Genomic DNA, 12,058 nt, shown 5'->3' with positions numbered 1-12,058 from the left:
CGTGTCGGAGGACACCACCCGTGGCGGTGGCGGGCGCCGGGGGACTCGGAAGGTAAGCTGGCCGACGTGCCCTCATCGCGGCGCCCGGCGGCGAAGCCGGTGCCACAGTGGGGGTTTTCGCACGTCACGGCCGCGCCGAGCGGCCCGAGGAGGGGGTGAACCGAGTTTTGTCCGAGACGACCCAGCCGGTCCTCGGGGCGCCGCCCGCAGCGACGGACTCCACCGCGCGCCCGCTGCGCGCCTGGCAGCGCCGAGCGCTCACGAAGTACCTGTCGAGCAAGCCGAAGGACTTCCTCGCGGTCGCGACGCCGGGCGCGGGCAAGACCGTCTTCGGCCTCCGGATCGCCGCCGAACTGCTGTCGGACCGCACCGTCGAGGCGGTCACGATCGTCACCCCGACCGAGCACCTGAAGCACCAGTGGGCGGCCTCGGCCGCGGCGGCGGGCATCCCGATCGACTCGAACTTCCGCAACACCACCGGTGTCACGTCGTCGGACTACCGCGGGGTCGCGGTCACCTACGCGCAGGTCGCCGCGCACCCCACGCTGCACCGGGTGCGCACGGAGAACCGCAAGACCCTGGTGATCCTCGACGAGATCCACCACGCGGGCGACGCGAAGTCCTGGGGCGACGCGACGCGCGAGGCGTTCACCCCGGCGGTGCGCCGGCTGGCGCTCACCGGCACCCCGTTCCGCAGCGACGACTCGGCCATCCCGTTCGTCACCTACGAACCGGACGCCGGCGGGTTCCAGCGCAGCAAGGCCGACCACTCCTACGGCTACTCCGACGCGCTCGCCGACGGCGTGGTCCGGCCGGTCGTCTTCCTCGCCTACTCCGGCGAGGCGTCGTGGCGCACCAGCGCGGGCGAGGAGTTCACCGCGCGGCTGGGCGAGCCGCTCACCGCGGAGCAGAACGCGCGCGCCTGGCGCACCGCGCTCGACCCGGCGGGCGAGTGGATCCCGGCGGTGCTGCAGGCCGCCGACACCCGGCTCAGCCAGGTCCGCCAGGGCATCCCGGACGCGGGCGGCCTGGTGATCGCCACCGACCAGGAAACCGCGCGCGCCTACGCCAAGATCCTCGAGCGGATCTGCGGCGAAACGCCGACGCTGGTGCTTTCGGACGACCCGAAGGCGTCCGGGCGGATCAAGGAGTTCTCCGAGACCAAGGAACGCTGGATCGTCGCGGTCCGGATGGTGTCCGAGGGCGTCGACGTGCCGCGGCTGGCCGTCGGCGTGTACGCGACCAGCGCGTCCACCCCGCTGTTCTTCGCACAGGCCATCGGCCGCTACGTGCGGGCCCGGAAAAAGGGCGAGACGGCGAGCATCTTCCTGCCGAGCGTCCCGGTGCTGCTGGAGCTGGCCAGCGAGCTGGAAGCGCAGCGCGACCACGTGCTCGGCAAACCGCACCGGGAGAAGGAAGGCTGGGACGACGAACTGCTCGCCCAGGCCAACCGCACCGAGGACGAACCGGGCGAGGAGGAGAAGGCGTTCACCTCGCTGCACGCCTCGGCCGAGCTCGACCAGGTCATCTACGACGGCAACTCGTTCGGCACCGCGGTCTTCTCCGGTTCCGACGAGGAGCAGGAGTACCTCGGCCTCCCCGGCCTGCTGGAGCCGGACCAGGTCCGCGCGCTGCTGCGCAAGCGGCAGGAAGAGCAGATCTCCGACGAGAAGAAGCGCAAGCCCAAGGCCGAGGAGCAGGCCGCGCCGGCGCCCCGGCCGCAGTCGGTGACCGAACGGCTCGGCGCGCTGCGCAAGGAACTCAACGCGCTGGTCGGCGTGTACCACCACCGCACGAAGAAACCGCACGGCGCGATCCACAACGAACTGCGCCGCCAGTGCGGCGGCCCGCCCACCGCGATGGCGACGGTGGAGCAGCTCGAGGAACGCATCGTCACGCTGCGCTCCTGGTAGTCCTTCGGCCCGAGCGACGGGGCGCACGGCGGGTCCGTGCGCCCCTTTTCCTGGTAGATCGGTTCGTCCGGTTCGATCCGGGCGCCTGAACGGGCACGCCTGCCCTCACGACCGGACAAGACCGGACAACTTCTCGTTACTTTCGGTGCGTGGCAGGGATCACTCAGTCAGCGCACCGCGCGGATGAGGCCTGCGTTGCCGAACCGTGTCCATTTGGTTTCGGTTACTCGATCCCGCCATCTTCCGCAGAGCCGCCGCGCGGCATATGTTGTCGGCCACAACATATCTGCGACGGTGCACGGGGACCCCTCCCGATCACCCCGCGAGCATGATCGGAGAAGGAACGAGGATGCGCACCAGAACCCTTACCCTCCTCGCCGCGACGGTGAGCGCCGGCCTGGCGCTTTCGGCGTGCGGCGCCAACAGCGCGGGCTCCGGGAGCTCGGGGGACAGCAAGAGCTCCGCGTCCGCCCCGGCGGGCGGCGGCGCCAGCGGCAAGGTCGGCGTGATCCTGCCGGAGACCGCCACGTCGGCCCGCTGGGAAGCCTTCGACAAGCCGATGCTGCAGGCCGCGCTCTCCGCGCAGGGCTTCAGCGCCGACATCCAGAACGCACAGGGCGACAACCAGAAGTTCTCCACCCTCGCCGACGGCTTCATCAGCTCGGGCGTCAAGGTGCTGATCATCGCCCCGTCCGACCCGGCGGTCGGCGCGGCGATCGAGGCCAAGGCCAAGAACGCGGGCATCCCGGTCATCGACTACGACCGCCCGAGCCTCGGCGGTTCGGCCGACTACTACGTCTCGTTCGACAACGAGAAGGTCGGCGAGATCCAGGCGCAGGGCCTGGCCGACGCGCTGAAGAGCAAGCCGGGAGCCAACGTCGTCCAGATCGAGGGCGCGCCGACGGACAACAACGCGACGCTCTTCGGCAACGGCCACGACAAGGTGCTCAAGCCGCTGTACGACTCGAAGGCGCTGAACCTCGTGCAGAAGCAGCCGATCGACAACTGGGACGCCCAGGTCGGCGGCACGACCTTCGAGCAGATCTTCACCCGCGTCAACGGCAAGGTCGACGGCGTCGTCGCGGCGAACGACGAACTGGCCGGCGCGGTGATCACCGTGCTGAAGAAGAACGGGCTCAACGGGAAGGTCCCGGTCACCGGCCAGGACTCGACCGCGGCCGGCCTGCAGGCGATCCTGCGCGGCGACCAGACGCTGACGATCTTCAAGCCGATCAAGGAAGAGGCGGAGAACACCGCGAAGCTCGCCGCCGCGCTGGCCAAGAACGACAAGGCCGCCGCGGACGCGATCGCCACCGGCAAGCTGCACGACCCGAAGAACAACCGCGACCTGAAGTCGGTCCTGCTGCAGCCGCAGCTGATCACGATCAAGGACATCAAGACCGTCGTCCAGCAGGGCTACGTCAAGGCGTCCGACATCTGCACCGGCGACCTCGCCGCCAAGTGCGCCGAAAACGGCATCTCCTGACGCCGTAGCCACTCCCCGCCAAGAGCAGCCGGGCCGGGACGCGTTCCCCCGACACGCGTTCCGGCCCGGCACCCACGCGAGAGACAAGCGAATCCCATGAGCGAGCCCATTCTCGACATCACCGGCCTGAACAAGAGCTTCGGCCCGGTCCACGTCCTGCACGACGTGGACTTCGCCGTGCGGGCGGGCGAAGTGACCGCGCTCGTCGGCGACAACGGGGCCGGCAAGTCCACTTTGGTCAAATGCATCGCGGGCATCCACCCGTACGACACCGGTTCCGTGCGGTTCAACGGCGCGGACGCGCACATCCGCGGCCCCAAGGACGCCGCCGGGCTCGGCATCGAGGTCGTGTACCAGGACCTCGCGCTCGCCGACAACCTCGACATCGTGCAGAACATGTTCCTCGGCCGCGAGCGCGGCAGCAGCTGGCTGCTCGACGAGGCCAGCATGGAGAAGGCCGCGCGCGAAACGCTGGCGTCGCTGGGCGTGCGCACGGTGAAATCGGTCCGCACGCCGGTTTCCTCGCTGTCCGGCGGGCAGCGCCAGACGGTCGCGATCGCGAAATCGGTGCTGTGGAACAGCAAAGTCGTCATCCTCGACGAGCCGACCGCCGCGCTCGGCGTCGCGCAGACCAAGCAGGTGCTCGACCTGGTGCGCCGGCTGGCCGAACAGGGCCTCGGCGTCGTGCTGATCAGCCACAACATGGCCGACGTGTTCGAGGTCGCGGACCGGATCGCGGTGCTGTACCTCGGCCGGCTGGTCGCGGAGGTCCAGACCGGCGACGTCACGCACAGCCAGGTCGTCGAACTCATCACCGCGGGCCGGTCGGGCGATCTCGGCCTGGCCCGTCCCGAAGCTGTCGCGCTGTGAGCGAGAAAGAACCCGCCATGACCGAAACTTCCGAGAAGCCGCAGACGCCGGACGCGCCCGCCGGGGCGATCGCCGACTTCGGCATCGACACCACCTCGCTGTCCACCGGCGAGGCGATCAGGGACTACTTCGCGCGGATGAAGGACGGGCAGCTCGGCTCGATTCCCGCCGTGCTCGGCGTGATCGTGCTCGCCGTGTTGTTCAGCGCGCTGTCCGGCGACTTCTTCACCCTGGCGAACATCGCCAACCTGCTGGAGCAGGGCGCGGGCCAGACCATCATCGCGATGGGCATCGTGTTCGTGCTGCTGCTGGGCGAGATCGACCTGTCCGCGGGCACCGCTTCCGGCGTCTGCGCCTCGCTGATGGCGCTGCATTACGTGCGCAACGGAAACCTGCTGGGCTCCATGGGAACCGGCGTGTTCATCACGTTCATCGCGGTGCTCGTGCTCGCGGTGGTGCTGGCGCTGCTGCAGAAAATCTGGGCCGGGGCGGCGGTTTCGCTGGTCGGCATCGTGGTGATCCTGATCGGCGCGCCGGTCAACGCGTGGGTCGAAATCGTCATCGCGATCTGCACCGGCACCGCGATCGGCTGCATCACCGGTTTCCTGGTGTCGAAGATCGGGATGCCGTCCTTCGTCGTCACGCTGGCGCTGTTCATCGTGTGGCAGGGCGTGATCCTGCAGTTCGTCGGCGAAGGCGGCACGCTGCCGATCAGCACGAGCGACACGCTCAACGCGGTCGCCAACGGCAACCTCTCGGTCGTCGGCAGCTGGGTGCTGTTCGCGGTCGCGGCGGGCGGATACGCGGTGCTCGCGCTCGGACAGCACTTCTCGCGGCTGAAGCGCGGGCTGGTCGTGCAGCCGACGCCGATCGTGCTGGCGAAAGTCGGCACCATCGCGGTCATCGCGGCGGTCGCGACCTACCTGCTCACCATCAACCGGGCGTCGAACGACCTCGTCGTGATCGCGGGCGTGCCGTACGTGGTGCCGATCGTGCTGGTCCTGCTGGTGGCGGGCACGTACGTGCTCAACCGCACCAAGTACGGCCGGCACCTGTACGCGGTGGGCGGCAACAAGGAGGCCGCGCGCCGGGCCGGCATCAACGTGCCGAAGCTGCGCACCAGCGTGTTCGTGATCAGCTCGTCGTTCGCGGCGATCGGCGCGATCGTGTACTCGTCGAAGGTCGGCTCGGTCAGCGGCCAGTCCGGCGGCCTGAACACGCTGCTGTTCGCGGTCGGCGCGGCGGTCATCGGCGGCACCTCGCTGTTCGGCGGCAAGGGCCGGATCATGGACGCGGTGATCGGCGGCGCGGTGCTGGCGATCGTCAACAACGGTCTGGGCCTGCTCCAGCAGAAGGCCGCGGTGGTCAACATCATCACCGGCCTGGTGCTGCTGCTGGCCGCTTCGGTGGACGCGTTGTCGCGACGGCGGGCTGAGGCGTCGGCCCGCTGAGGGCTGATGGGAAGATGACGCGGTGAGCAGCCCGCCCGTCGCCCGCCCGGACGAGGTGCGCCGGCACAACCGCACGACTCTGCTGCGCCTGCTGCACGTCGGCGGGCCCAGCACTCGGGCTGCCCTGGCCACCGAGCTGGGGCTCAACCGGAGCACCATCAAGACCCTCGTCGACGGCCTCGCCGAGGCCGGCGTGGTCGAGGAGAAAGTGCCGAGGCCGGGACGAGGGGCGGGCCGCCCCTCGCTCCTGGTCCTGCCGCAGCCGCACGCCGCGGTCGTGCTCGCGGTCGACCTGCAGGTCGAACACGTGGCGATCGCGCTGGTCGGGCTCGGCGGGCAGATCCTCGGCCGCAACAGCTGGAACCTGCACGCCCGGACGCGGACCGCGGACGAGGTCATCACCCACGTCATCGAATCGACCCGGGTGCTGGCCGCCGACCTCGGCGTGGAACCGGTGGCGGTCGGGGTGTCGGTGCCCGGCGTGGTGCGGCGGGCCGACGGCCTGGTGCACGAGGCGCCCAACCTGCGCTGGACCGACGTGGCTCTCGGCGACCGGCTGTCGGCGGTGCTGCGGATTCCGGTGCTGGTGGGCAACGACGCCGAGCTGGGCGCGGTCGCGGAGCATCTGCGCGGGGCGGCCCGGGGGTCCTCGGACTCGGTGTACGTGTCCGCGGATGTCGGCGTCGGCGGCGGGGTGATTTCGCAGGGGTCTTCGCTGCGCGGGGGCTCCGGGTACGTCGGCGAGATCGGGCATATGGCGATCCGGCCTGGCGGGCGGGGCTGTTACTGCGGGAGCCGCGGGTGCTGGGAGACCGAAATCGGCGAGGCGGCGCTGTGCCGGGCCCTGGGGTTGCCGGAGGACACGCCTCGGGGGGTGATCCTCGTTGAGCTGCGGGAGCTGGGGCTGGATGCCGCCGCGGCCGCTTCCCGGCTGGGGGAGTATGCGGAGTGGCTCACGTTGGGGCTGGTCAACGTGGTCAATCTGCTGGGGCCTGAGTTGGTGGTGCTGGGGGATTTGCTGACGGTGCTGCCGGAGTCGGTGATGCGGGCGGTCGCGGAGGAGGTTCGGCGGCGGAGTCTGGTTTCGCGGGCGGTGGGGGGGACTCGGATCGTCAGTTCGGCGTTGGGGGCGGATGTGAAGCTGCTGGGGGCTGCTGAGGTGGCTTTTGAGGTGGTTTTGGACAGGGTGTGAGTTGAGGGGGCGGCTCGTCGCCCTGGCGGGCGACATTGCGCCTTGGTGGGTTGCGTGGGGCCCCCGAAGTTTGATTGTGCTGACGGTTCGGGGGTGCTTGTCAAGGCGGGAAAGATGCCTTGACAAGCACCCCCGAACCGCAGGGAGGCTTCGTATCGGGGGCGGGGGGAGGGGTGGGTGCCTCGCTCGTTGGGTGCATCGGTGGCGGTTTTTGGGTTGGGGCTTGCGCCCCAACCAGGGGCGGTGGCGTCGTGAAGTCCGTTAGGGCGGGAGCTGTGGAGCTTCGGTCTTGGCTCTGAGGGGATTCTCTTCCCATAGGAAGCCCATCACGGACTTTTGGGGAAAGCGGCTTGTTCGCCCGAGGGGGCGCGGAGCACGTGCCCGGAAGGCCGTGGGATGCCGGTCAGTGCTGGCTTGGCGGGTGTCGGGAGGGCCAGCGCGGGGCCAAGCGCACCGGGCGCCTGGGCCAGCACGTCAAGAGACAAGCCGGAAGACACCGAGGCAGCACCCAACCGCCAGCCTGAACGACCTCGTCCGGAAAAAGCCGGAGGCGGCAAGCGCGTGCGCCTGCCGCCTCCGGGAACTGTCTTGGTGAGCGAAGTTACTTCTGGATCTCCGCGGCCAGTTCCTTGAGCTTGGCCTCGTGCTCGCGGGCGTGGTGCCCGCAGAAGAGCAGCTCGCCTCCGGAGCTGAGGACAGCGCGTACCTGTGCTGCTGCGCCGCACCGGTCGCATCGGTCGGCTGCGGTCAATTCGGGGCGGGTGAGCGTCGGTGTTGTCATGGGGGTCTCCCTCCGTCCCGGCACCGGTCGCCCGGTGCCTCGATCCAGCTACGCCCACTTCGGTCTCGATGCCTTCGGCGGGGATCGCTTCCGGCTCCGCGGTGTTCGTGCTTCCACTCTTGCAGACGTTTGGCGGCCCGCAAGTGTTCCCGCGCCGGTGGGAGGTGCGTCACGCCGAATTAGCCCGGTTGCCGCAACGATGTTCCACTCCGTAGGACCAGACCACCCGATGCCGGGCGTTTTCCGTGGTCAGGCACCATTTGGGAGTGGGCATCGCACTCTCCTGGAAACGCGTGAACGCGATTCCGGCACCGGTCTTGTTCGTTCTCAGCGGAATTTCTCTGTATGCCGGTGCGGCCATCGCGGTCGACCTCTTCGGGCACGCCACGCCCTCTGGGGTCGCGTGGCTGCGCTGTCTCGGGGCGGCCGTCGTGCTGCTGTTGTGGCGGCGGCCGCCGAAGGCCGCCTGGCGGGGCAAGCGGTTGCTGCTCGCGGGGGCTTTCGGGGTCGTCACCGCGGGGATGAACGTGGTCTTTTACGAGGCCATCGCGCGGCTTCCGCTGGGCACGGTCGTCGCGCTGGAGTTCGCCGGGCCGGTCGTCGTGGCGGCGATCGGGTCGCGGACCCGGCGCGATTTCCTCGCGCTGGTCCTGGTGGCGCTCGGCGTGGTCGCGATCGCGGACGTGCGGATCGCGGGCAGTCCGCTCGGCGTCGTGTTCGCGCTGGCCGCGGCGGCTGCTTGGGCTGGGTACATCGTGCTCGGCAAGCGGGTCGCGATCGGCGGGGACGGGCTGGATTCGCTGGCGGTCGGGTTCGTGGTGGCGACCGTCGTGCTGTCGCCGCTCGCATGGGGCACCGGCGAAGTGTGGGCTTCGCCACGCATGCTGCTGCTCGGGATCGGCGTCGGCGTGCTGTCGACCGTCGTGCCGTACGCGCTCGACCAAGTGGTCCTGCGCCGGCTCGGCCAGGCTCGGTTCGCCGTCCTGCTGGCGTTGCTGCCGGTGACGGCGGGCGTCGTCGGGTTCCTGGTGCTCGCGCAGGTGCCGAGCGTCGTCGAGGCGCTGGGGACGCTCGCCGTCGTCGCGGGAGTGGCGTTGCGCAGCCGGGACGACGCCGGGCCGGTCGCTGAGCCGCCCGGGTGAATCCTCGCGGATGGCCGGGGCGGCCCGGGCCCGCGATACTGATCCCGAGCCCGAGGAGGTTGCCATGACCAAGGCGGCGTCGGCGGCGGCGAAGGACCTGGCTGCGGCGGGGGTCGGCGGCGTCCACCTGGCCTGGGCGGACAACAACGGCATCCCGCGTTCGCGCGTGGTCCCGGTCGGCGGGCTGGCCGACGCGGCGGTCCGCGGCGTCGGCGCCACCTCGCTGTTCGCGGTCTTCGACAGCCACGACGCCATCACCTACGCCCATTCCGGCCTCGGCACCCCGTCCGGCGACATCCGGCTCGTGCCGGTCGTGGAACGGCTCCGCCGGCTCTCCGGGCAGCCCGCGCTCGCCTGGGCTCCGGTGCGGCAGCTCGCCGCGGACGGTTCGCCGTGGCCGTACTGCCAGCGTTCCGTGCTGGAGCGCCAGGTCGCCGAGGCGGCGCGGCGCGGACTCGAATTCCGGGCCGGGTACGAGCTGGAGTTCTCCGTCGCGCCGGCGGGCAGCCAGGACGTCGTGTCCGCGCCGGGACACCGCGGGCCCGCCTACAGCCCGCACGCGCTGATCGGCCTGGACGAGTTCGTAGCCGCACTGCTGCACGATTTCGCCGCGAACGGCCTGCAGATCGGCCAGTTGCACGCGGAATACGGCGTGGCACAGCTGGAATTGTCGCTCGCCGCCACCGATCCGGTGTCCGCGGCCGACGATCAGCTGCTGGCCCGCCAGACCATTCACGCGGCCGCGCACGCACACGGGCTCGTGGCGAGTTTCGCGCCGATGATCGGGCTCGGGGCCGCCGGGAACGGCTGGCATCTGCACACTTCCGTCCGGCGCAAGGGCCGGAACCTGCTGACCGGCGACGGCGTGCCGGAAGGCGAAGGCGCGGCCTACGTCGGCGGGTTGTTGCGGGATTTGCCCGCGCTGACGGCGGTCACGGCGCCGAGCGTCCCCTCGACGATGCGGTTGCGGCCGGGGTTTTTCGCTGGTGCGTATGCGTTTTGGGGCGTGGAGAACCGAGAAGCGCCGCTGCGGTACGTCCCGGGCACGGCGTTGCTCGGGGCGGAGCACGCGAATGTCGAGCTGAAAACGTCGGACGCGTCGGCCAATCCGTATCTCGCGCTGGCCGTGGTGTTCGCCGCCGGGATGGCCGGGATCGAGGACAGCGCGATCCTGCCGGAGCCGATCGCGGACGACCCGGGCGGCTGGAGCGAAGGGGAACGGAACACCGCGGGCGTGCTGCCGCTTCCGGCGAGTCCGTCCGAACAGGACACTGCGCTGCTGGCGAATCCGCGCGTGTCCGGGGTGCTGGGGGACGAGCTGCTCGGCGCGTTCCGCGCGGTGCGCGCCTCGGACGCGGCGTGGGCCGCCGACCGGGCGCCTGAGGAGATCGTGGCGGCGCATCTGTGGCGGTACTGAACACGGGGCTTTCCGACGTCCATTGGCTTCCCGGCGGTGCGCGCCTGGTCGCCGAAGCCCGGGCGGAACTGCCGCAAAAGGACGGCTTGGCGGCGGCCTTCGCCGGGCTCGTGACGTTGCGCGCGGCGGACGTCGCGGTGCCGGACCAGGACGAGGTCGCGATCGCCGCCGGGACCGTGCGCGCGCCGGCCGTTCTTCCGGCAGGTGCGTTGTCCCGCAACGACTTCCGCCTTCCGATCCCGTTCGACGAGACGGCCGCGGGCACGTCTTTGGAAGGGTTGGCTGAGGCGATCCGGACGCTGTCGCAGGAGAAGCTGGCGGTGGTCCCGGCGTTGGGGGAGTGGAGCACTTCGACGGTTTCGGATCTGCTGCTGGGCCTGTGGGAATTACCGCGAGTGGCGGTGCTGGCGCGGGTCGATCCGGCGGAACTGGGCTCGCCGGACACGCCGGAACGCGCGCTGCAGGACTACCTCGACACCGGCATCCCTCCACTGTGGACGAACCGGTGGCGGCCGCCCGCGCCGCACCACGTGCTGCTCGCCGGTGTGCGGCTGGGCGCGGAGGGAACGCTGTTGTCCGTTGTGGACACTTACCGCGAGCTGGGCGACGAAGGCGTGCACGACCAGCCGGTGGAGTGGGTCGCGGCGGGACTGGAATCGGTGCTGCTGGTGGCGGACGCCCGGTACGAGGAAGCGTTGGCGCAGGCGGTTTCCTACGCCGGGTTGCGCAGCTGCGGTGCGTCGTAGCGCTCTTGCGCGTCCAGCAGTTCGTCCCAGTGCTCGGCGACCCAGTCGTAGACGACCTGCATCGGCTCCAGCAGGCTGCGGCCGAGCGGCGTCAGCGCGTACTCCACCCCCAACGCGGGATCCTCGTGCGCCGTCCGGGACACCAGCCCTGAGCGTTCGAGACCGCGCAAAGTCTGGGTCAGCACCTTCGGCGTGACGCGGGGCAGCGGCACCCGCAGTTCGGAGAACCGGCGCGGTCCGTCTGCCAGGCAGTGGAGCACCAGGGCGGACCACTTGTCCCCGAACCGGAACGGCACCAGCGAGGACGGGCACAGCTCCTCGAACAGGTCGGGAGGCAATGGCTGCCGAACGGTCATCGCGGACTCCTCTCAGTATCCCGGAGGGAACCGGCCCCCTGGCTACCTTCCAGAGCATCGACACCCCAGGAGGTATTCCCACGATGAGCAAGATCGTCATTTTCGGGGCGGGCGGCCGGGCCGGGAGGCAGGCGGTCGCGGAGGCCCGGCGGCGCGGGCACGACGTCACCGCGGTGGTCCGCGATCCCGCCCGCTACCAGGACTTGGCGGACGCAGTCGCCGGCGACGTCACCAGCGCGGCCGAGGTCGCCGCCCTCGCCGCCGGACACGACGCGGCCGTCAACGCGGCCGCGGTTTACGGGGAGGGCACCGATCCGGAGGCGTTCTTCACCGGTGCCGCCCGCGCTCTCGTCACCGGCCTGGCGCGGGCGGGAGTGGACCGGCTGGTCGCGGTCGGGCTGTCCGCGCTGCTGCCGGCCGCCGACGGAACCTCGGTGCTGGACTCGATTCCGGCCGAGTTCCGCCCGTTCTGCCTGGCCCACGCGGCGGGGCTCGAGGTGTTGCGCACCGAGGGCGCCGGGCTGGACTGGGTGTACGTCAGCCCGGCCGGCGACTTCGACCACGACGGCGAGCGCACCGGTCGCTACGAAATCGGCGAGCACGGCGACCTCGCGCGCAAGATCTCGTACGCCGATTTCGCTGTGGCCCTGCTCGACGAGATCGAGAACCCGCGGCACCACCGCGTCCACCTCGCGGTGGCCTGA

At 70.6% G+C, this 12,058-nt stretch carries 11 protein-coding genes; 9 read left to right on the top strand and 2 right to left on the bottom strand.

Annotated features, from left to right (window positions below; genetic code table 11):
* The first annotated feature begins 167 nt into the window (after positions 1–167).
* From F9C12_RS11445 to F9C12_RS11425, 5 genes are all read left to right on the top strand, one after another.
* Positions 168–1,913, top strand: a complete 1,746-nt coding sequence (locus tag F9C12_RS11445; RefSeq protein ID WP_409187054.1) for a DEAD/DEAH box helicase — start codon at positions 168–170, stop codon at positions 1,911–1,913.
* Between the two features lie 349 nt (positions 1,914–2,262).
* Positions 2,263–3,399 (top strand): sugar ABC transporter substrate-binding protein, encoded by a 1,137-nt coding sequence (locus F9C12_RS11440; protein ID WP_409181954.1) that lies wholly within the window; start codon positions 2,263–2,265, stop codon positions 3,397–3,399.
* A gap of 96 nt (positions 3,400–3,495) precedes the next feature.
* A complete protein-coding gene (locus tag F9C12_RS11435; RefSeq protein ID WP_409181953.1) occupies positions 3,496–4,269 on the top strand; it encodes an ATP-binding cassette domain-containing protein in 774 nt (257 codons plus the stop codon).
* Between the two features lie 17 nt (positions 4,270–4,286).
* Positions 4,287–5,720 carry a sugar ABC transporter permease gene (locus F9C12_RS11430; RefSeq protein WP_409181952.1) on the top strand — a complete coding sequence of 478 codons (1,434 nt, stop codon included), beginning with the start codon at positions 4,287–4,289 and terminating at the stop codon, positions 5,718–5,720.
* A 22-nt stretch (positions 5,721–5,742) separates the two neighbouring features.
* On the top strand, positions 5,743–6,912 hold the full coding sequence (locus F9C12_RS11425; RefSeq protein ID WP_409465841.1) for an ROK family protein: 1,170 nt from the start codon (positions 5,743–5,745) through the stop codon (positions 6,910–6,912).
* A 601-nt stretch (positions 6,913–7,513) separates the two neighbouring features.
* Here F9C12_RS11425 and F9C12_RS11420 read toward each other — a convergent pair.
* Positions 7,514–7,693: a hypothetical protein gene (locus F9C12_RS11420; RefSeq protein ID WP_037358805.1), complete on the bottom strand. Its 180-nt coding sequence runs from the start codon at positions 7,691–7,693 to the stop codon at positions 7,514–7,516.
* 341 nt (positions 7,694–8,034) lie between these two features.
* Here F9C12_RS11420 and F9C12_RS11415 point away from each other — a divergent pair, with 341 nt between their 5' ends.
* The 3 genes from F9C12_RS11415 (at position 8,035) to F9C12_RS11405 (ending at position 10,998) form a co-directional block, all read left to right on the top strand.
* Positions 8,035–8,835, top strand: coding sequence for an EamA family transporter (locus F9C12_RS11415; RefSeq protein ID WP_409187053.1), 801 nt, complete (start codon positions 8,035–8,037; stop codon positions 8,833–8,835).
* Positions 8,836–8,899: 64 nt separating this feature from the next.
* A complete protein-coding gene (locus tag F9C12_RS11410; protein WP_409465840.1) occupies positions 8,900–10,252 on the top strand; it encodes a glutamine synthetase in 1,353 nt (450 codons plus the stop codon).
* On the top strand, positions 10,240–10,998 hold the full coding sequence (locus tag F9C12_RS11405; RefSeq protein ID WP_409465839.1) for a DUF6885 family protein: 759 nt from the start codon (positions 10,240–10,242) through the stop codon (positions 10,996–10,998). The genes F9C12_RS11410 and F9C12_RS11405 overlap by 13 nt, the downstream gene beginning before the upstream one ends.
* Here the strand turns inward: F9C12_RS11405 and F9C12_RS11400 are convergent.
* Complete coding sequence (locus tag F9C12_RS11400; protein WP_409181948.1) at positions 10,965–11,354, bottom strand: winged helix-turn-helix transcriptional regulator; 390 nt, start codon at positions 11,352–11,354, stop codon at positions 10,965–10,967. The genes F9C12_RS11405 and F9C12_RS11400 overlap by 34 nt on opposite strands.
* 83 nt (positions 11,355–11,437) lie before the next feature.
* Between F9C12_RS11400 and F9C12_RS11395 the strand changes: the two genes are divergently transcribed.
* Entirely contained in the window at positions 11,438–12,058 is a 621-nt protein-coding gene (locus tag F9C12_RS11395; RefSeq protein WP_409465838.1) for an NAD(P)-dependent oxidoreductase, read from the top strand.

Origin of the sequence: Amycolatopsis sp. GA6-003 (assembly GCF_046267895.1) — a bacterium.
In the GTDB taxonomy this organism is placed as follows: Bacteria; Actinomycetota; Actinomycetes; order Mycobacteriales; family Pseudonocardiaceae; genus Amycolatopsis.
The sequence above is the reverse complement of the archived record's forward strand: the minus strand, read 5'-3'. Positions and strand labels throughout refer to the sequence as shown.